The organism is Pontibacter korlensis, from assembly GCF_000973725.1.
Classification (GTDB): Bacteria; Bacteroidota; Bacteroidia; order Cytophagales; family Hymenobacteraceae; genus Pontibacter; species Pontibacter korlensis.
On the sequence record NZ_CP009621.1, the window covers coordinates 528,972 to 548,467 of the forward strand.

General features: G+C 48.7%; 18 protein-coding genes. 5 read left to right on the forward strand and 13 right to left on the reverse strand.

From position 1 onward, the window contains the following. Positions 1–57 precede the first annotated feature (57 nt). From PKOR_RS02155 to PKOR_RS02165, 3 genes are all read left to right on the forward strand, one after another. The gene (locus tag PKOR_RS02155; protein WP_046308869.1) at positions 58–294 is read left to right on the forward strand and encodes a Kazal-type serine protease inhibitor domain-containing protein; all 237 of its coding nucleotides are present in this window, start codon (positions 58–60) and stop codon (positions 292–294) included. A 22-nt stretch (positions 295–316) separates the two neighbouring features. Beyond that, on the forward strand, positions 317–688 hold the full coding sequence (locus PKOR_RS02160) for a cupin domain-containing protein (protein WP_046308870.1): 372 nt from the start codon (positions 317–319) through the stop codon (positions 686–688). Between the two features lie 83 nt (positions 689–771). Further along, positions 772–2,262 (forward strand): M28 family peptidase, encoded by a 1,491-nt coding sequence (locus PKOR_RS02165; protein ID WP_148561615.1) that lies wholly within the window; start codon positions 772–774, stop codon positions 2,260–2,262. Positions 2,263–2,359: 97 nt separating this feature from the next. Here PKOR_RS02165 and PKOR_RS02170 read toward each other — a convergent pair whose 3' ends face one another. From PKOR_RS02170 to PKOR_RS02210, 9 genes are all read right to left on the reverse strand, one after another. Beyond that, the gene (locus PKOR_RS02170) at positions 2,360–3,175 is read right to left on the reverse strand and encodes an enoyl-ACP reductase FabI (protein WP_046308873.1); all 816 of its coding nucleotides are present in this window, start codon (positions 3,173–3,175) and stop codon (positions 2,360–2,362) included. A gap of 81 nt (positions 3,176–3,256) precedes the next feature. Next, positions 3,257–4,954 carry a DNA repair protein RecN gene (recN, locus tag PKOR_RS02175; RefSeq protein WP_046308875.1) on the reverse strand — a complete coding sequence of 566 codons (1,698 nt, stop codon included), beginning with the start codon at positions 4,952–4,954 and terminating at the stop codon, positions 3,257–3,259. 139 nt (positions 4,955–5,093) lie between these two features. Further along, the gene (locus PKOR_RS02180; protein ID WP_046308876.1) at positions 5,094–5,324 is read right to left on the reverse strand and encodes a hypothetical protein; all 231 of its coding nucleotides are present in this window, start codon (positions 5,322–5,324) and stop codon (positions 5,094–5,096) included. A 72-nt stretch (positions 5,325–5,396) separates the two neighbouring features. After that, positions 5,397–6,302, reverse strand: a complete 906-nt coding sequence (porD, locus tag PKOR_RS02185; RefSeq protein WP_046308877.1) for a type IX secretion system protein PorD — start codon at positions 6,300–6,302, stop codon at positions 5,397–5,399. Further along, a complete protein-coding gene (gene coaBC / locus PKOR_RS25965; protein ID WP_046308878.1) occupies positions 6,295–6,957 on the reverse strand; it encodes a bifunctional phosphopantothenoylcysteine decarboxylase/phosphopantothenate--cysteine ligase CoaBC in 663 nt (220 codons plus the stop codon). The genes porD and coaBC overlap by 8 nt, the downstream gene beginning before the upstream one ends. Beyond that, positions 6,938–7,498 carry a flavoprotein gene (locus tag PKOR_RS25970; protein ID WP_046308879.1) on the reverse strand — a complete coding sequence of 187 codons (561 nt, stop codon included), beginning with the start codon at positions 7,496–7,498 and terminating at the stop codon, positions 6,938–6,940. The genes coaBC and PKOR_RS25970 overlap by 20 nt, the downstream gene beginning before the upstream one ends. Before the next feature lie 9 nt (positions 7,499–7,507). After that, positions 7,508–7,837 (reverse strand): DNA-directed RNA polymerase subunit omega, encoded by a 330-nt coding sequence (locus PKOR_RS02200; RefSeq protein ID WP_046308881.1) that lies wholly within the window; start codon positions 7,835–7,837, stop codon positions 7,508–7,510. An 11-nt stretch (positions 7,838–7,848) separates the two neighbouring features. Beyond that, on the reverse strand, positions 7,849–8,673 hold the full coding sequence (locus tag PKOR_RS02205) for an outer membrane protein assembly factor BamD (RefSeq protein WP_046308883.1): 825 nt from the start codon (positions 8,671–8,673) through the stop codon (positions 7,849–7,851). 70 nt (positions 8,674–8,743) lie between these two features. Continuing rightward, positions 8,744–10,444 carry an OstA-like protein gene (locus PKOR_RS02210; protein ID WP_046308886.1) on the reverse strand — a complete coding sequence of 567 codons (1,701 nt, stop codon included), beginning with the start codon at positions 10,442–10,444 and terminating at the stop codon, positions 8,744–8,746. 124 nt (positions 10,445–10,568) lie between these two features. Between PKOR_RS02210 and tilS the strand changes: the two genes are divergently transcribed. Beyond that, on the forward strand, positions 10,569–11,906 hold the full coding sequence (gene tilS, locus PKOR_RS02215; RefSeq protein WP_046308887.1) for a tRNA lysidine(34) synthetase TilS: 1,338 nt from the start codon (positions 10,569–10,571) through the stop codon (positions 11,904–11,906). Between the two features lie 181 nt (positions 11,907–12,087). After that, positions 12,088–13,029: a malate dehydrogenase gene (gene mdh / locus PKOR_RS02220; protein ID WP_046308888.1), complete on the forward strand. Its 942-nt coding sequence runs from the start codon at positions 12,088–12,090 to the stop codon at positions 13,027–13,029. A 147-nt stretch (positions 13,030–13,176) separates the two neighbouring features. Here mdh and PKOR_RS02225 read toward each other — a convergent pair whose 3' ends face one another. The 4 genes from PKOR_RS02225 to PKOR_RS02240 form a co-directional block, all read right to left on the reverse strand. Continuing rightward, positions 13,177–14,184, reverse strand: coding sequence for an RNA-guided endonuclease InsQ/TnpB family protein (locus tag PKOR_RS02225; RefSeq protein WP_262501880.1), 1,008 nt, complete (start codon positions 14,182–14,184; stop codon positions 13,177–13,179). Between the two features lie 827 nt (positions 14,185–15,011). Then, the gene (locus PKOR_RS02230; RefSeq protein WP_046308890.1) at positions 15,012–17,603 is read right to left on the reverse strand and encodes a BamA/TamA family outer membrane protein; all 2,592 of its coding nucleotides are present in this window, start codon (positions 17,601–17,603) and stop codon (positions 15,012–15,014) included. A 161-nt stretch (positions 17,604–17,764) separates the two neighbouring features. Beyond that, positions 17,765–18,670 carry a rhomboid family protein gene (locus PKOR_RS02235; RefSeq protein WP_046308892.1) on the reverse strand — a complete coding sequence of 302 codons (906 nt, stop codon included), beginning with the start codon at positions 18,668–18,670 and terminating at the stop codon, positions 17,765–17,767. A 6-nt stretch (positions 18,671–18,676) separates the two neighbouring features. Continuing rightward, the gene (locus tag PKOR_RS02240) at positions 18,677–19,456 is read right to left on the reverse strand and encodes a rhomboid family intramembrane serine protease (protein WP_046313964.1); all 780 of its coding nucleotides are present in this window, start codon (positions 19,454–19,456) and stop codon (positions 18,677–18,679) included. Between the last annotated feature and the right edge of the window lie 40 nt (positions 19,457–19,496).

The following is a 19,496-nucleotide window of genomic DNA, read 5'->3' on the forward strand; positions in this document are numbered from 1 at the left end:
TTAATACCTGCACCAGCACGAGCCGTATACCACCATATCATAAATAACGAATAAACGATGAAAAAAGCAATCGCTGCTTCAGCATTTATGCTGGCCAGCCTGGTATCCTGCGTTAGCAACAAGCCGGAACAAGCCTCCTGCATCGACCCTGCCAAAATTAATCCTGATGGCATCTGCACCATGCAGTACGACCCTGTTTGCGGCTGTGACGGCAAGACCTACAGCAATGCCTGTGTGGCCGATAATGCCGGTGTTACGTCTTATACTAAAGGAGAATGCGCAGACAATCAGTAGCCTTACTTTAGAAAGCATTATTATGAGCGAAAAAAAATATTTCAAGCAGACAAAGCCGTTTCAGGTACCTACCACCGATGGTAAGCTGATAGAAGAGCACTTTGGTAATGCCTCTACCCAAACCAATGCCTTCAGCGTGGCACATATGGTAGCGCCTCCGCATTGGGGGGAGCCCCATCAAACACCCGAGTTTGATGAGATAACCATTGTAACCAAGGGTAAGAAGCTCATTGAAATTGATGGCGAGGAGGTGGAAGTGAACGCTGGCGAATCTATACTGATCAAAGCTGGTGCACGCATCCGCTATTCCAACCCCTACGACCACGAAACGGAGTACTGGTCTATCTGCATCCCAGCCTTCGATTTTAATGCGGTACACCGCGAAGAAGCATAGAATTACACTTAACCTAAGTCCTGCCACTCAAAGAGAGTGGCAGGATGTTTTATACCTTTACCCTCACCTTACGCCCTACTTACATGAAAAAATCACCTTTACTCTTACTAGCAGGCATGGCATTAGCTACTGCCTGCACAAGAGCACCTTCCACATCCACAGCAAATACTGGAGAGCCAGCACTGTCTGCTATAAGCGAGGCAGAACTACGGGAGGACCTGTTCACGCTGGCTAGTGACGAGATGCGTGGCAAGCGAGCAGGCACAGTAGATGAACTTAGAGCTGCAGCCTGGGTAGCAGAGCAAGCACGCGAGGCTGGTCTGGAGCCTGCAGGAGACGACGGAACCTACTTTCAGTTCTTTCCAATAAACCGCACGAAAGTAGCTGATAATAGTACTGTAGCAATTAATGGCAAACCGCTTAACCTTTGGCAAAATGCATGGCTTACTTCACCTGCTGAGGTTCGCGTAGATGCACCGGTCATATGGCTGAACTCTTTAGCTGATACTGCCAGACATAGTTTACAGGGTAAAGTAGTAGCCATGGCGCTTCAGGCTCCTGCTCCCCTGCCCGCAGCAGGTATGAGCCTTTGGAACTATCGCTACGTGGCTTCGGCCCTTCGCCAACAAACAAATGCCTTAAAGAACCAAAAAGCTGCAGCCATTCTGTTCGTAACAGACGCCCAAGCTGAGTCTGACTTTGGCTTTGTGGGCCATGTTTTCGAAGAGGGCACTTATCAGTTGGAGGGAGACCCAAAACGCCAGAACAGCTCTTCCCCTGTTTTACTAGTACATTCTACGGCTGCTTCAGAATTACAGCAAAAAGGAGCCAAACTAACTGCTAACATCGGAATCGACAGCTATACTTACCCATCCATGAATGTGGTAGCTAAAGTCCCGGGCACAGATCCTACTCTGAAAGACGAATACGTACTTTTCAGCGGCCATCACGACCACGATGGTATCGGTGCCCCTGTAGACGGCGACTCTATATACAACGGAGCTGATGATAACGCTTCTGTAACTGTTGCTCTTTTAGCCATAGGTAAAGCTTGGGTTCAGCAGCCGGGTAAGCGCTCAGCATTGTTTGTATGGCATGGTGCCGAAGAACGTGGCCTGCTGGGCTCTCGTTGGTATGCTGCACAGCCTACTGTACCTAAAGAGTCTATTGTAGCAGTGTTGAATGCTGATATGATTGGCCGTAACGCTCCCGACTCAGCTGCTCTGTTAGGCTCTATCCCGCCACACCGCAACTCCACAGCACTAGTTGACATGGCCTTAAATGCCAATAAGCAATATACTAACTTTGTTGTTGACACATCCTGGGACGAAGCGAGCCACCCGGAAGGCTGGTACTTCCGCAGCGACCACTTACCATATGCACGTGTTGGTATTCCTGCCCTCTTCTTCACTACGCTTCTCCACCCAGACTACCACACCCCGCGTGATGAAGCCGAACGAATCGACATGGCAAAGCTGACTCGAATGACACGCTGGATGTACGCCACGGGTTGGGCTGTTTCGGAATCTCCTGAGCGCCCTGCTGTTGATCCGAACGCGAAGCTGGAAAGATAAAAATACTTAAAAAACAGAAAGGCCCCTGCTCAACAGCAGGGGCCTTTTTTATACTTCTATCCTTCAAATAATGCTTCTCAGGATATATGATTCATGCTTACTTAGGCTGGATCATGTTGATAATGTCCTCAGAGATACCCATGCTGCTGAAGCCACCGTCGTGCATCAGGTTCTGCATTGTTACCATGCGGGTAAGGTCTGAGAACAGGGTGATGCAGTAGTTTGCGCAATCCTCAGCAGATGCGTTGCCTAGTGGCGACATCTTGTCTGCGTAATCGTAGAACACGTCGAAGCCACCTACACCAGTACCAGCTGTTGTTTTAGTTGGAGACTGTGAGATTGTGTTAACGCGTACATTCTTCGCTTTACCATAGCGGTAGCCATAGTTACGTGCAATAGACTCCAGCACAGCCTTAGCCTGTGACATATCTGTGTAATCAGGGAATACACGTTGTGCAGCAATGTAAGAAAGCGCCACAATAGAGCCCCAGTCATTGATGGCATCCTGCTTTTCAGCAACCTGCATCACTTTGTGGAAAGACAGAGCTGATACGTCCAGCGTCTTCAGGAACCAATCGTAGTTAAGGTCTCCGTAAGACTTACCTTTACGGATGTTCGGGCTCATACCAATTGAGTGCAGCACGAAATCGATCTTGCCACCCAATACTTCCTGAGCTTTTGTAAAAAGGTTCTCCAGGTCTTCTACAGAGGTAGCATCAGCTGGGATTACTTCTGCATTACACTCCTCCGCCAGCTTGTTGATCTCACCCATACGCATTGCCAATGGCGCGTTTGTCAGTACAAACTCAGCACCTTCTTCTTTCGCGATTTTGGCAACTTTCCAGGCTATCGACTTCTCGTCCAGCGCACCGAAAATGATTCCTTTCTTTCCTTTTAGCAGATTGTAGGCCATTTCTTTATAATTGTTTATTCGTTGCTATACATGCGCTTTCCGGCACTTCCGGAAAAGCAGCAGCAATATAGCAATTACAAATTACAAGGAAAGCAACTCTTTTGCACTTTGATAGGCATTGTCGCTTGGATTGGCCCCTGCAATCATGTGTGCGATCTCATTTACACGCTCCTGATCGTTCAGCTTTTTAACACGGCTGATGGTGCGGTCCTCTGTATCGTGCTTGTATACAAAGTAATGCGCATCACCTTGTGCTGCAATCTGTGGCAGGTGCGAAATAGCTATGATCTGGTGCTTCTGTGCCATCTGCTTCATCATCTTACCTACTTTCACAGCCACCTCTCCCGAGATACCAGTGTCAATCTCGTCGAATACAATGGTAGGCAATGCAGTTTTATCGGCTAGCATATATTTTATACTTAGCATCAAGCGGGAGAATTCACCACCAGAGGCAGCTTTAATCAGCGTTTGCGGCTGCGCACCTTTGTTTGCACTAAACAGGATGTTAATCTCATCAGTACCTGTTGCAGTAGGAGCCACCTCGTTATGCTGTATCACGATACGGGCATTTGGCATACCTAAATCTGCCACCAAAGTATAAAGCTCCTGCTCAAATGTATCGAAGGAAGCTCTGCGGCGCTCAGATAGTATAGCTGCGGTTTCCAGCACTTCCTTCTCTGCCTCTTTCATGGCTTTCTCGGTATTGGCAATAGCAGTATCCAGGTTCAACACGCTGCCGACCTTCTCCTCCAGATCCCGCTGAATTCCTAACAGCTCAGCATTGCTTTGCACCTGATGCTTGCGCTGCAAAGTATAAATCAGGTTCAAGCGTTCCTGTACCTCTAAAGTGCGCTCCGGATCAGCTTCGGTGTTGCGCTCGGCATCCTCCAGCTCTGCGGCAATGTCATTCAGTTCGATCATGCAGCTCTCGGTGCGGCTGCGTAGCTCCTCGTACTTATTTGAGAAAGCTGCCAGTTGGCCAATTACGTGCGCTGTATCCTTCAGGGCAGAGGTGATGTTAAACTCCGACTCTGTCAGGCTTTGCACAGCCTGCGTGAGCTTCACTTTGATATCCTCAGCATTCTCCAGCTGTTTCAGCTCTTCCTCCAGCTCCTCCTGCTCGTTCTCCTGCAGGCCTGCCTCCTCCAGCTCATTCAACAAGAAAGCATGATAATCGTGCTCCTTCTGCGCTTGCGCCAGCTGGTCAGTCAGTTTTTTGTAGTCGCTTTCAAGCTTTTTATACTTGCGGTAGCTTTCGTTATACTTGCGCAGGTGCGATAGATTTCCAGCGTAGATATCAAAAGTGGTGTTGCCCATAGAGGCCGTATTGCCCGCATAGATATCCAGGATGTTGAGCTGATAGCTAGTGTCTCCAAGCTGCAGTGTGTCGTGCTGCGAATGGATATCCATCAGGTTCTCCCCTATCTTTCTAATCACATCCAGCGTTACCGGCGTATCGTTCACAAAGGCACGACTCTTACCGCTTGGACTAATCTCCCGGCGCAGGATGCACTGATTGTCAAAATCCAGGTCCTCTTTAGAGAAAAGATCCTGCAGGTTGTAGCTCGATATATCGAAGACCCCCTCAATCACACACTTCTCCTCCTGGTTAAAGAGCAGCTTTGTATCAGCGCGGTTTCCCAGCAAAAGGCCAATAGCCCCCAGCATAATGGACTTACCGGCACCTGTCTCACCCGTAATAATATTGAGCACTGGCGACGGGTTCATCTCCAGCTTCTCTATCAAGGCGTAATTCTTTATTTTAAGATCTATCAGCATATACTATGACACAAGACTATAGACATAAGAAGACTTTTGGCCTATGCTAAAGTTCGTTAATTCTGTTCTTTTTTTGAAGTATGGGATTTACAGTAATTCTGTAGAATAAGTTGAGCAAGGCACAAGTGCACCTGCACTTTTAATACGGTGCCTCTATATCATAGATAATTTCCTCCACCTGCTCCAGCGGGAAAGTGTGGCGGTTAAAACGCAGGTCCTCCAGCTCTGCGCCTTTAGCATCCAGCTCTTTTAGCCTACCCGTTAAAACGACTTTAGTACGCAGCACCACCTGCACGGCGGGACTTTGCAGTAGTTCAAACCTGTGGTTTAGAAGGTCTTTTCTGAAAATACGTGTCTGGCGTTTACCCATGGGCGCAAGTATAAGTTCGGCTGCAAACTTTGCCCCGTGAAGTTACACGCTTTTAATGAAATTCTAAAAATTTTAGCGTTTTAGCAAAACTTCGTATTTGCTGTTATTGGTAGGATCTGCCTGCGATAAGATAGTGAATGCCTGTTGCTTCTGCGCTGGCGCAGCTGTCTTGAACATGTTCACCAGCTCATCAGCTTTAGCATCGAAGAAGGACCGAAGTATAGCAGAGTTGGGTTTTTGCTGCTGCAGGCGCTGTATGTTTGCCAGCATCGTTAGCACATTCTGCCTTGCCTCCTCTGGCTTTTCAGCCATTTGGTCCAGCCCCTGGCGGTGCATAGTATAGAGGCCTTCGCGGAATGGCAAAAATTGTGGGTCCTGCACGTTATCGATCAACCAGTAGCGGTTACGGTTGCTGTCGAAGGCTTTCCAGCCAGGATATCCGGCACCCTGGGAGGCAGCCAGATTAAGTATAGCTCTAGCTCTGTCGAAGGCTGGGGAGCCTGCCAAACGGCCAAAGCTGTCGTTATCCATCCCGATAATCATATAGGCATAAAATGCCAGCATGGAAGATAGGTTGGAAGTATAGTTGTTCTCGGCAAATTCCAGTGGCTGAGCGGCATTAAACTGGAAGGTCCAGTCTTTATCGATAAAAGAGAAGAGCACCGATTCGTAGCCTGTGCCATACGCCGGCCTTACTGACAACACCTGTACGTTTGCTCTAAAGGTGCCTATTTCCGGCATCTCCGTCAGGTTAATGAGTATACGGCACTTAATGCGTTCATCCGGGCTATAGGCCTGGCCTGTCCAACGGCGATTGTTCATAAACTCGAAGATGCGTGTTTGCATATCGGTGAACAATGTCCTGTCGGTATACTGTACTTGCTCACTGTTTACCACCACATCGCACTGTAGTTCCTGCGCCTTGGCAGCCCAGGCGGTAAAAACCAGCATCAGCAAAACAAGTACTTTCTTAGCCATATATCCGCTCCCAGATTAAGTTTACTATATCCTGTGCCACCTCCTTCTTCGACTTCAGCTCAAAGCTATGAGTGGCGTGCTCTTCAATTATCGTTATTTTATTTGTATCGTGCGCAAAGCCTGCCCCAGGATCGTTCAGAGAGTTTAGCACAATCATATCGAGGTTCTTTTTGCGCAGCTTTTCGCGGGCATTGGAATTTTCATTGTCTGTTTCCAGGGCAAAGCCTACCGAAAACTGCCATTCTTCTTTCTGCCTACCCAATGCCGCTGCAATATCAACGTTCTTCACTAACTCTATTGTTAGCTCGTCGCCGGCTTTTTTTATTTTCCTGTCGGCAACCGTTTTAGGCCTGTAATCGGCTACAGCGGCGGCAAATACCCACACATCAGCAGCTTCGGCATACTTTAGCACCGCCTTGTACATCTCCTCGGCGGTAAGTACATGCTTAACCTTAATGTTAGCGTGGTACGTCTGCAGGTTAGTTGGGCCAGAGACTAATTTCACTTTTGCTCCCATCGCTGCAAAACACTCTGCCAATGCGTAACCCATTTTACCTGTAGAGTGGTTCCCGATAAAGCGTACCGGGTCAATGGGTTCATGTGTCGGTCCTGCTGTGAGGAGTACTGTTTTACCGTTAAACGATTTTTGTGTCACCTGAAAAGAAATTCTGAAGCACCTGCACTATCTCCTCCGGCTCAGCCATACGCCCCTGCCCTACCAGGCCACTTGCCAGTTCGCCGTATCCGGCCTCAATAATGCGGTTGCCATACCCCTGCAGCCTGGTAAAATTATTTTGCACCGACGGGTGACGGTACATATCCAGATCCATGGCAGGGGCAATAAAAACAGGGCAACGCGCCGAGAGGTAGGTGGCGCTTAAAAGGTTGTCGCAGAAGCCATTTGCAAATTTTGCCACCGTGTTGGCACTTGCCGGAGCTACCACTATGGCATCAGCCCAAAGGCCAAGGTCCACGTGGTTGTTCCACACGCCGGTTTCGTCTTTTACAAACTGGCTGAGCACTGGCCGCTTAGAGAGAGTAGCCAATGTTAGAGGGGTTATAAACTCAGAAGCAGAAGTAGTCAAGATGACCTGTACTTCTGCTTCTGCTTTTATGAGCTGGCGGACCAACAGCGCTGCCTTATAGGCTGCTATACTTCCGCAAACTCCTACTATTATTTTTTTACCTTTCAGCATCCGCCTGTATTACAGGTTGATGTCCTCCTGAGTTTCCTCGTCTGGTTTTCTTACATACACCTTTCCTTCCAGGAACTCCTCGATTGCAAGGCTGGTAGGCTTAGGCAGACGCTCGTAGTACTTAGAGATCTCGATCTGCTCGCGGTTTTCGAATACCTCCTCCAGGTTGTCTACAGTAGTAGCAAACTCAGCCAACTTAGAGTTAAGCTCCTCTTTCAGTTTTACTGAAATCTGGTTCGCTCTTTTAGAGATAACAGCCACAGACATGTACATATTGCCGGTTTGCTCTGCAAAGTCGGCCATGTTGCGGGTAACGATTGATGATGGAACTGCTGCCATATATGTATACTTTATGAATTCTGTTGGTTTGATTTTCTAATGTTGGCCAGCGCTGACTGTACTGCGTCGAATACTCGCTCAGCATCACGCTTGTACCTGCTGTCCGGGTACATGTCCACGAAAGCCTGGAAGTAATCCAGCGCCAGGTCATACCGCTCTTCCTGCTTAGAGGGCACACTTTCCTGTGCAAAGCGGTATTGGGCATCGAGTCTTAGGAAAGCAGCTTCTTCTGCATAGGGAGAAGAGGCGTGTTCCTGTAAGAAATTGTTCAGGGCTACAGCTGCTGAGCGCCAGTAACGCAACTTATAGTAAAGCCTGGCTTGGTTAAAGTCTTTCTTGTCTAGCTTGGTATACAGCTCCTCCAGCACCTTGTTTGCCTCTGCAACTCGTTCGCTGGTCGGGTAGCGCACCAAAAATTCCTCGTACGCCTCTATGGCTGTTAGGGTTGGGGTCTGGTCTTCCTCAAAGCTAGGCGACTGCTCATACAGCGATCGCGCCTGCAGAAACATAGCTTCTTCGGCATACGGGCTACGCGGATAGGTAGTGTAGAAATTGCGGAAGTAGGCGTCACTCAGGATGTAGTTACCCTGCATAAAGTGAGCTTTAGCACGGAAGAACTGTGCTTTTTCAGCTTCCTCTGTACCAGCCATCAGGTCTGTTACCTGGTCCAGCAGTTGCGAAGCACGGTAATACTCCTCCTGCTCATAATACTCCAGTGCAGCCTGATACTTCTTGCTGACATCGTTGCTTTTCAGCAGTTGCTGAAAGTTACTACAGCCGGTGGCCAGCAGCAACAGGCAAAACAGTGCGATACTATGGAAAAAGCCTCTATTCATGAACAGGCAAAATTATAGAATATCCGTTTGATTTACAAAAGAGATTCGGTGATGGCGGCAGCTTTCTTCTTTACTGCCTGTTTTTCTTTCGGGGAGCCGCCTTTTTATTACCGGCAGGCTTTGCTGCAGGTTCTTTTTTTACCGGCGGCGCCTGTACTGCGGCAGGTTGCTGCGTACTCAGTACCTGCTGCTTGGTCGGCCTTAGTTGCGACAGCCATGCAAACCCCTCCAGCTGCTTACTTTCTTCGTTCAGCTCATGCGGTGGCACAAAACTGGCGTCCGGCTGCATCAGAAACGATATAGTCTTCAGTTTATTTTCCGCAAACTTAAGAATCATGTCGCTGCAGATGGCTTTGTTCATGCCTGTCAGTACCGTATCTCCCTCCAAGGCAAAATACAAACTCTCGCCGTTTCCGTTTACATTCACCCGCCTGATATCACCATCATGGAAAAAAGCCGTCATATCGCGCCCTTTCACCTGGTTATAGTTTTTCAGCGAATCCTCCGAAACAATAAAAGCATTGCTGTACATGTACATGCGGTCGATGGTCTGGTTGCGCAACTGTATGTGAATAGTGTCGGCCACCAGTTGGCTTTCTTCGTTCCAAAGCACCGGCTTTACGTTCATGTGCATGATAGAATCCGTGCGGTTATAGCTAAGGGAGTCAGCTTTACCCTGCAGGTCAGACTTAAAGATCTTCACGTTAGGGTATGCGAAAATCATACTTGCCGTGATGGCCCCTTTTGGTTCCCGAGAATACAGAGTGTCTGCCGAAAGGAACAATGTGTCCCCCTCCATTATAGTTTCCATTACCGGTTTACCGTATACTTTGGCTTCTCCCTTATCGCGCCAGTAGCGGCCAATCTGCCCTCGTATTGTCACGTCATCCTTCAGCGCACGCAACGATACATTTTTTTCGGCATAGCCATAGCCGGTGTTCTGGTTATAGAACAGCTTATCTCCCCCAAGGCGGTATTCGTCGGTTAAGATATAGGCATTACGGCCGAAGTTAGAGATTTTTGTAATGGTGTTGTAAGTACCTTCTTCGGCATAAAGGTCGCCCTGTTGCCCCTCTATAAACGTTGGCCCCTGGAAGTATACTACTTTGGTAAGCGTGTTATACCGCATGTTCTGCGCCTTGATGTCGTAATCAGCCGTTTTCACTTTCACGTCCTGCTGAAAATCGAACATCTTTGTTTTGGTGTTGTAGGCCCCACGGCGGCTTTCGAGGCGGTTCTCTGGATCCACGATAACACCACCTTCTGTATAATTAGCGGTACGGGTATCCAGGTTGTAATCAAGGCTTGGCGTGGTAAGGGTCATACGTGGGTCACGCATGACCACATCTCCTATAATATTAGCCGTGCGGGTGTCTCCGTTGTAGGTGGCACGCTGGCCGGTAATGTTCACGGTATCAGCCTGGTTAATGCGCACATTGCCGAAGGCCTCCAGCACGTTTTTCTCTTTGTACTGGTAAACTGAGTCAGCGTAAAGGGTACCGTCCTTCTGTTTAAAGATTACATTCCCTATCAGTTTATCTATTCGCTGGCCGTTAAAGTTACCACCAATTAGGCTGTCAGCTTGCTGCAGGTCTACAGGTACTTTCTCTGTCTGGCCCTGCCTCGGACGCTGCTGTGCCGGCTGCTGCGGGGCCGGCTGTTGCAGCACAGGCCGCGGCGGTGTAGGCTGCCCCTGGCGCCCGTTCTGCCCGAAAACGGCGAAGGCAACGAGGCTAAAGACAAGAGAAAACAGTAATTTTGTGTAGTTCATTTAATTCTTAGACAAAGGACTAAAGACATTATGACAAAGGATTCGGTTTCTTTTGTCCTTTGTCTAACAGTCTTTCGTCTAGTTTATACTTCAAAATTAGAAAAAAATTATCAGCCGCTGCTTTATGCTACAGAAAGTTTCAGGTTACATACAATCGCATGGCCTTTGCCAGCCAACAGATAAAATCTTAGCGGCCGTTAGCGGCGGCATCGACTCCGTGGTACTCTGTGAGGTACTGCACCAGCTTAAGTACGACTTCGCCCTGGCACACTGCAACTTTGGGTTGCGTGCCGAAGATGCCGAGGCCGACCAGTTGTTCATCAAAAAGCTGGCCAAAAAGTATAACGTGCCTTTCTTTACCGAAAACTTTAACACCCGCGCGTTTGCTGAACAGGAGAAGCTCTCGACACAGATGGCAGCCCGCACCCTCCGCTATAACTGGTTTGAGCAGATACGCCAGCAAGAGGGTTATGACTACATCGCCACGGCCCACCATAGCAACGATACCACCGAAACCATATTGCTGCACCTGACAAAAGGCACCGGCATTGCAGGGCTGCACGGCATTCCGCCAAAGAACGGGCACATCATCCGACCTATGCTTTCGGTTACCAAAGATGATATTTATGAGTATGTAACCGAGCGAAAGCTAATCTGGCGCGAAGACAGCTCCAATCAGACCACCAAGTATCAGCGAAATAAGATCAGGCATGAAGTAATACCAGTGCTGAAGGAGATAAACCCTAACCTGGAGGAGACGATGCTGCACACAGCCGAACGTGTTAGCCATGCTGAAAGTATTGTAGCCGCCTACATTGAGAACCTGCGCCAGCAAAGTATAAAAGAGGAGGAAGAGGCTGTGTATGCGAGTCTGACACCATTGCAAAATGCCACTGGCCTGCCTGTGGTGCTGCACGAGCTGCTCAGGCCTTACAACTTTAGCTATGCTGTTGTGCTAGAACTGGTCGAGGCGTTGGAAGGAATTTCAGGCAAGCAGTTCGACTCCCCTACCCACACACTGGTAAAAGATAGAGAGCAATTGGTTATTACAAGACGCAACCTTAGCAGCTTTGGGAGTATACTGATAAACGAAGGGGACACAGATGCAGAGGCCGCCAATACCAGGTTCAGCATAAAATATGTAGATGCTGATAAGTACAAGCTCAACACTAAGCCTCATGTAGCCGCCCTGGATGCCGATCAATTGAAGTTCCCGCTCAAGCTACGCAACTGGCAAGAGGGCGACTGGTTTGTACCGCTTGGCATGAACGGCAAAAAGAAAATCAGTGATTTCCTGATAGATAAGAAGGTACCCGCTAACCTAAAAGGGCAAACACTGGTATTAGTTTCTGACCAGTCTATTGCCTGGGTTGTAGGGCAGCGCCTGGATAACCGCTTTAAAGTAAGCGATAAAACGGAACGGGTGGTAGAGATAACCATGAGCTCCTCCCGTAGTTCGTAACACTTTTTACATACTCTGGCTTAGAAAACACAGCTGTTATTTTACCTGAAAAGCCTCTGCTTTTCAGGCTGATGCCACATATCAATAATTAACTATACATTACAGCCGATATGTAGCATATTTTTCTAAATTTACAGTAGAGTTAACCGAATCTCAAACTAAAATAAAACTATACCCGACCATGAAAGTAACCGTAGTTGGAGCAGGTAACGTTGGGGCAACATGCGCCGATGTGCTAGCTTACCGCGAAATCGCGAACGAAGTAGTACTAGTGGATATTAAAGAGGGTTTTGCCGAAGGCAAGGCACTTGATATCTGGCAGAAAGCACCAATCAACCTTTACGACACGCGCACTGTAGGCGTAACAAACGATTACAGCAGAACTGCTGACTCTGATGTAGTAGTTATTACATCGGGCCTACCGCGCAAACCAGGTATGACACGCGACGACCTGATTTCTACCAACGCCGGTATCGTGCAGTCGGTGACAGAGAATATTATCAAGCACTCCCCGAATGCCATCATCATTGTAGTTTCGAACCCGCTGGATGTAATGACCTATGCAGCGCACATTACCTCTAAGCTGCCACGCACACGCGTAATGGGTATGGCCGGTATCTTAGACACAGCCCGCTACCGTGCGTTTCTGGCTGAGGCACTGAATGTGTCTCCGAAAGATATTCAGGCAGTGCTGATGGGTGGCCACGGTGATACTATGGTTCCGCTTCCGCGCTACACTACTGTGGGCGGTATTCCGGTAACAGAACTAATTGACGAGGAAACGCTGAACGCCATTGTAGACCGCACAAAGAACGGTGGTGGTGAGCTGGTGAAACTGATGGGTACTTCTGCCTGGTATGCTCCGGGTTCGGCAGCTGCTCAAATGGTGGAGGCCATCGTACGCGACCAGCGCCGTGTGTTCCCGGTTTGTGTGAAGCTGGAAGGCGAGTACGGTATTGATGGTGTATACCTGGGTGTACCGGTTATTCTTGGCAAAAACGGTATCGAGAAAGTAATCGAGCTGCAGCTAAACGATGAGGAGAAGCAACTGCTGGAAACCTCACGCGGACACGTGAAAGAAGTAATGGAAGCGCTGGATAAAATTAACGCTGCCAACGCTTAAGTTTGACACTCCCACGCCTAAAGGCAGTAGGATTCTTGGGCTACCGAACCATTGTCCTTGTATATCTCCCAAGCTGAAACGGTCTGCCCGACCGCCTTATTTCTTATATTACTAGCTGCGTTCACATCCCTGTCCAAGACGTGTCCGTTAGCTCTGGGTCCAATACCTGTCCGATAGTTTCAGGTCGGTGTTGCGCCAGCCACATACCGAACAGTCCTGAGAAGTATGGTTGGGAGCTACTTTATGAAACTCCCGACCATACCACCTGGACTTGTATTCCAGCATCTGCACGAACTGATACCATCCAGCGTCCGATATTGATTTGGCTAACTTGTGGTTTTTGAGCATATGCTGCACTTGCAGGTTCTCAACGACAATCGCTTGGTTCTCGCGAATGAGTTGAGTAGTCAGCTGGTGGTGGAAGTCCTTGCGGGTGTTGCTCACTTTCAGGTGCAGCCTGGCCAGCTTTGCGGCAGCCTTTCGCCTGTTACTACCATCTTTCTTCTTCCTGCTGACCGAACGCTGTGCTTTCCTTAGCTGGTACTGGTAGCGATACAGGTGCTTTGGATTATCCACCACCTGACCGTCTGAGGTGACCACAAAGGACTTGATACCCATGTCCAGCCCCAACACGTTTGTCACTGGTGGAAGCGGTGCTATCTCCACCTCACAGCACAGGGCCACATGCCACCCATCAGCTTCCCTGACAACGCTGCCTGTCCTGATAACCCCCTGCACATCCTGTGACTTGCGGTACTTGACCTTGCCGATTTTCGGTAGCTGGACTGTACAGGTATTCTCGTGCAGCTTCACCCCCTGCTTGTAGGTGAAGGAGCGATACTGGCCTCGCCTGGCGAACCTGGGGAATCCCTTGCCCTGCTTGAAGAAGCCATCGTAGGACCTGAACAATCTATCTGTCACCTCCTGTAAAGTTTGTGAGTGTACGCACCCGATCCATTCCACGTCCCTGGCGATAGCAGAGAGCTCTTGCTGCATCTGGTTCTTGCCGATGGAAAGCCGGTGGTTTGTGTACAACTGCTTCTTATAGTCCAGGCAGAGGTTGTAGACATACCGGCACGAGCCGAGCCACTGTGCGAGGAGCCTGAGCTTGCGCCCTGGTGGGTTTGAGTCGGAAGCGGTATGTCTTGATCTGATTCACGGCTTCTTTTGGCGCCTTGCCCGGTGCAGGGCATGTTTGCTGCAGCAAAGGTAACAGCCGGCAAGTGCAGGCGGTAGAACATAGGGTAAAATCGAACCCAGCAAAAGTGAAGGGATGCTGCACCACATCGAGTGGTTCAAAAAGAAAACCAAATTCATCCCTTGGCTAAAGCCCCAAGTGTTAGGGCTTTCTTTGGCATTTTCTCGTAAAAAGTATACTTGTTGATACTAAAGGCGCCGCTTCTAATAAGAGCGGCGCTTTTGTTTTTATAAACTTCGCCATATAAGGTGTGCATGCGAGTGTCTCCTCTCGATAATGCTAAGAGTTGTAGCTCAGTTTACCTTTAGTAGTTTTGTTGGCGCACCGGCTCCTTATGTTTTATTTGCTTTAGCAATTGCTTTATCCAACTTGATACTAGCTATACTTTTTAGTTGCAGTACATCCATAGCCTTACCATTCTTGTTGTTTCATTTCAGATTTTGGTGCCCTCAAGGCCGGGTGGCCTCGTCCTGGGGGTAGGGGGCCTTGATAAGGGCATCGCGCTGTGTTCCCTCCTGCGCCTTGTGAGATCCAAGGACTGGAATCAGGTCCGATGGCCCCAACCTTTGCTACTCCTCCTTTAAAAGGGGCACAGGGGGATGTTTATCGTTCCCGAAAATTCCCTCCTCAAAGGAGTTAGGGGGTGGGTTCACCTGAATAGCTCTAACCACAGTACTTATACTTTAGAAGCAGCAGCTACAGTAAATCTTCCTCTTCTTAGCTGTAGGAAGATTGCCCATGCTATAGCATAGAAGACTGTTCACTGAAGTTGACTAGCAGAAGATTAAAACCTGAATCCAACGGAGAAGTATGGCAGTACGCCATCCTCAGAAAAACCGACTACTCCGTGCAAAAGTAGAAGCTGGGCAGGCAACACATAAAAGCCCGCACCAAAGCCGTCGTGCCAGCCACCTCCGTCGTCTCCACTTTCTGACCAAACACGGCCTATATCGTTAAAGCCTATCAAGCCCACAGAGCCTGGAAGCAGGTAGGAGGTAAAGTCAAATAGCTTGAGGCGCAGCTCGAGGTTGTGATAAAGCATCTGGTCGCCGGCAAACCTGAAATTGCGGTAGCCGCGCAGGTTGTTTGTGCCACCAAGGTACATTAGCTGGAAGAAAGCCGGATCACCGAAAGTTGTACCTCCGCCAATGCGGTTTGCTACCACCAACCTGTTACTTAGCCTGAAGTAAACACCCAACTCCGACTGTAGCTGCCCGTACTCTCGTTCCTCGTCATTGAACTGGCCAACCCCGCGCAGGTTAGTACTCCAGAATATACCTTTTGAAGGCTGTACTTCATCATCCCGGGTATCGAGAGTGAAGCCGCCTATCAAGCCACTATAGTACTTGCTTTCAAACAGGTTCTCTTCCGGGTTTTGCTGCTGGTACAAGTTAATAAAGCGTCCCTCATTGTCTTCAGGCCGCATACTGAAGAACTGCCCCGTAATACCACCAAACACGCTGAAGCGCTGCGTAAGCTGGCGTTTCAGCACCACTTGCGCCTCTATAAAGTCGTAACGGGTGCGGTAGTAGCGTATGGGTTTACTGCCTTCGTCTATAAATTCTGTGTTGTTACCTACCCCAAAGAAGTTGCTTGTGTTGTTAGGAGCTCTGGCATCAAGCTCTACTCCTACATCATACTTGCCTATCAGCTGTGGAAAGTCACCTTCGTACCTTCCGAAGAAAGCATTAGTTGCCAGGGCATGGCCTACCATAAACCTATGCTGTGCTGCATAAGGGTCTTTCCGGAAACCTTGCTTAGTATACCTAAACCCAGCCCCTAGCAGCACGCCATCATCTATGTTGTAGCCGGCAGTTACCAGTGGCATCAGCACGTCATACTCAAAACTACGCGGGTCATAGTTGTTCACAATAGTGTCCTCAGAAGTGCGCAGCTTAGCCAAACCTCTTTCTGGCAACCTATTTTCCTCGTCCGAGCGATCGTAAACCAGTAGCTTCTTCTTGTTCCTGAAATCGCTGGCAATGTCGAATGTATCGGCACTACCACCTCCTATAAGGCGCACCTTTATTTTAGATTTGCCAGTGCCTTGTACTCTAAACACATCCGTATCGCCACGGCCATACAAGCGCAGCTCTTTCGTTACTACCGGGGAAAACGTGCGGTCTAGCAACAGGCGATCCCTGTCCCCTTCTTTCTTGATCTTGTATACTTTCAGGTTTATACTTCCATCCGGCAAATAATCAAGGTTAAACTCTTCGTGCTTGTCTGAACCAGGAATGTCTACTGCCTCGGCTAAGAATCGGTAGTATTTCAATGCCTGCTCCTGCAGGTTATCCCGGCGGGCTTTCATGGTGCTGATGAGTTCGGCTCCACCCTGTTTAAAAATTGGCTCTGGCATACGACGCACCGCCTTTTCTAGCAGATCATCCGTTAGCCGATCTTGTACCACCTTTACCTCTTCCTGCCAATCCTGTTCGCTTAAGTGCGTCAGGAACATGCGGTCGAAGAAGCGCGCATTAAAGTTAAAGCCCTTAATGTCTCTAATGTCCTTATCAAAGCCTTGGAACTTAGGCATAATCCACTTGCGGGAGCCAATTTTAGGAATTACTCCTTCGTTTTTAAAAAATATCTGGTCTCTATCTCGGGGAATAGGGTCATAGTAATCGCCTGCCTGATCTTCCAATTCCCTCCACCGCCACTGGTCTTCATGCCTGTCCCAGTCACCAATAACGAAGTCCAGCAACCTTGCCCGTAATACAGATCTCTGGTTTACCCGCGTGTCGTTATCCTCCTCAAGCTTCTCCAGTACTGTTTCTGTATTATCTGTGTCAACGCCAGCTCTGATAGGCTCACGTTCTTCAAGAAGGTAAACCGCGTTGGCATAATCCTCCCGGTACTCCCCAAGCGCAGGATCGTCCGGCAGGTACACTATTTCAGGGTTAGTGTGCAGCACGTTCAGGGCCTCAGCCAGGGGTGGCACTACCAATGCTCCAAACGGGTGAGAGGATGATATCTGGTCCTGCACAATGTCTTTGGCAACCGTCTCGCGCAGGTTCTCGGGCAGGGCCATCTCCGGGTCTTTCTGTACAGTTCGCAGCACCCATTCTTTTCCTGTAGAGTCAGCCAGCCGCAGCGACTTTGTCTGCTGGCCTCCGCCACGCTTCAGTATCTTCATACCACCACGCTCCTCATTTAGCCTGAATACACGCAGCTTTACGGGTGTAGACCATAACTCCCGGTAGTTGTCTCCAAACCAGAAGCGGTGGCGCTTGCCCACCTCATCATATTCGGAAGCAATGGCTATAGTTATACTGTCCTGTTGTGGCGTAACGCTTTGTGCGTTAGCCGCAAGGCAGCTGAGCCAGCAGCAGAGTAACAAGCTCAGGAAATTATATTTATCTATACCTGGTATCATAAAATCAAAATGATTCCAAGATTATACTTACCTGTCGCTATAGGGTTTTACCTGGGAAGCAACTCCTGCTATAGCAACCTTGTAATATGCTTGTACTTCGATAATTACAAGTTTATGAAACAATACAGGCACCTCTTCTGCAGGTGCCTGTATATTTAAATTTACTCTTTCTGGCTTGCCTGGAAGAGCTTCTGTTTTTCTTCCTTGGAGAGGCTTTCGTAGCCAGAGCTGGAGATCTTGTCAAGTATACGATCTATTTCGCTCTGATCAGGAGATACAGGACCGCTGCTTCTGCCATTTGGCTTTGGGGTGCCACCTCCTGAAAAGCGGTTATGGCTAACTCTGAGCTTTGGCTTACGCTTGAACAGTCCTGCAAAAAAGTCGATGACTGTCAAAACCGGTCTTCCCAGATCGTTGCCACGCTGCAGCTGCCGAATAAAAAGCCAGCCTATAAAGGCTCCGCCGATGTGTGCAATGTTGCCACCGGCATTATCGCCTACAGCACCTGAAATTGAGAGCAGCACCAGGAACGCAGCAATGTACTTGATTCTGACAGGGCCTATCAGGATAAGGTTGAAGGCAAAATTAGGCAGTAAAGTAGCTGCTCCCACCACAATAGCCAATACGCTTGCCGAGGCACCAATCATAGTACCTATAATCATTCTGTCGGCAAAGTACGGGATAAAGTTATAGCAAAGCAGGTAGAGTATCGCACCCGCAATACCACCCAGCACATAGAGGCTCAGCAGTTTTCTGTCACCTAAGTATTCCCGCAAGAGCTGCCCAAACCAGTACAGGTTCAGCATGTTAAAGATAATGTGCAGAAAGCCTACATGGGTAAAGAAATACGTAATTAGCGTCCAGGGGTGCGTGATGAAGTAGAATGGTGAAGAGCTGATTGCAAGATTGTTGAAAATAGCCTCATACAACCATTCACCCCCAGTAAAGAACAGGATCGTGCGAAGAACGATCAGCACCACAAAAACGATTACGTTGATGAGGATTAGCTGTTTGAGAGTATTGTTAGGCTGCCGGAAATTATCTTTTATATCGTTTATTATACTCATTAGTCCTTAGTAGTTACTGTAATCGTTGCGTTGCCACATTCTTACCAGTATATACGCGAACAGCATACCTCCAAGGTGTGCAAAGTGCGCTACGTTGTCGCCGGGCACGCGGTTAAAGCCGGCGTAAAGTTCATACCCTCCATAGAGCAGCACAAAGTACTTAGCTTTTATAGGGATAGGCAGGAAGAGCAGGAAGAGCTCCAGGTTGGGGAACAGAAGTCCAAAGGCCATGAGGATACCGAAAACGGCACCAGATGCACCAAGCATAGGGCTATTGTATACCTGGTTGTACACATAACGCACAGCCTCCTTGCTTTCTTCTATGTAGGTAGGGTTATCAGGGTCACGGCGAAACTCCACGGCAAAATCCCTGTTGTACCTACCGCTAAAATGATCTTCCATATAGTTGTAGAACGACATAGGCTCTGGGTGCACCATATAAGTGGCGGTTTCATTTTCAAGCCCATTAAGTTCGTATGCACGCACACCTGAGTATAGCAAACTGGCGCCAAGGCCCGTAATCAGGTAAAAAGTCAGGAAGCGCTGTGGTCCCCAGAAACGCTCCAGCAAAGGTCCGAATATAAAAAGGCTGAACATGTTGCTGAACAGGTGCGACCAGCCTCCATGCATAAACATGTGTGTAAACAACTGTATTGGCCGGAACAGATCAGAGCCAAAATAGTGGAGGGCAAAGTCCTCCATGCTTACCACACCGCTGCTCTGCAGCAGAAAAACAACCACGTTGATGATCAGGAGATTCCTGACCATAGGGGTGATATTGAACATGCTTTTATCGTTCTTTAGTATAGTACAGGCACCGGTGAAG

What these genes read in the sequence shown, in the direction of transcription:
- PKOR_RS02155 (WP_046308869.1), top strand. Translation starts at nt 58, where the DNA reads ATGAAAAAAGCAATCGCTGCTTCAGCATTTATGCTGGCCAGCCTGGTA.
- PKOR_RS02160 (WP_046308870.1), top strand. Translation starts at nt 317, where the DNA reads ATGAGCGAAAAAAAATATTTCAAGCAGACAAAGCCGTTTCAGGTACCT.
- PKOR_RS02165 (WP_148561615.1), top strand. Translation starts at nt 772, where the DNA reads ATGAAAAAATCACCTTTACTCTTACTAGCAGGCATGGCATTAGCTACT.
- PKOR_RS02170 (WP_046308873.1), bottom strand. Translation starts at nt 3,175, where the DNA reads ATGGCCTACAATCTGCTAAAAGGAAAGAAAGGAATCATTTTCGGTGCG.
- recN (WP_046308875.1), bottom strand. Translation starts at nt 4,954, where the DNA reads ATGCTGATAGATCTTAAAATAAAGAATTACGCCTTGATAGAGAAGCTG.
- PKOR_RS02180 (WP_046308876.1), bottom strand. Translation starts at nt 5,324, where the DNA reads ATGGGTAAACGCCAGACACGTATTTTCAGAAAAGACCTTCTAAACCAC.
- porD (WP_046308877.1), bottom strand. Translation starts at nt 6,302, where the DNA reads ATGGCTAAGAAAGTACTTGTTTTGCTGATGCTGGTTTTTACCGCCTGG.
- PKOR_RS25970 (WP_046308879.1), bottom strand. Translation starts at nt 7,498, where the DNA reads ATGCTGAAAGGTAAAAAAATAATAGTAGGAGTTTGCGGAAGTATAGCA.
- PKOR_RS02200 (WP_046308881.1), bottom strand. Translation starts at nt 7,837, where the DNA reads ATGGCAGCAGTTCCATCATCAATCGTTACCCGCAACATGGCCGACTTT.
- PKOR_RS02205 (WP_046308883.1), bottom strand. Translation starts at nt 8,673, where the DNA reads ATGAATAGAGGCTTTTTCCATAGTATCGCACTGTTTTGCCTGTTGCTG.
- PKOR_RS02210 (WP_046308886.1), bottom strand. Translation starts at nt 10,444, where the DNA reads ATGAACTACACAAAATTACTGTTTTCTCTTGTCTTTAGCCTCGTTGCC.
- tilS (WP_046308887.1), top strand. Translation starts at nt 10,569, where the DNA reads ATGCTACAGAAAGTTTCAGGTTACATACAATCGCATGGCCTTTGCCAG.
- mdh (WP_046308888.1), top strand. Translation starts at nt 12,088, where the DNA reads ATGAAAGTAACCGTAGTTGGAGCAGGTAACGTTGGGGCAACATGCGCC.
- PKOR_RS02230 (WP_046308890.1), bottom strand. Translation starts at nt 17,603, where the DNA reads ATGATACCAGGTATAGATAAATATAATTTCCTGAGCTTGTTACTCTGC.
- PKOR_RS02235 (WP_046308892.1), bottom strand. Translation starts at nt 18,670, where the DNA reads ATGAGTATAATAAACGATATAAAAGATAATTTCCGGCAGCCTAACAAT.
- PKOR_RS02240 (WP_046313964.1), bottom strand. Translation starts at nt 19,456, where the DNA reads ATGTTCAATATCACCCCTATGGTCAGGAATCTCCTGATCATCAACGTG.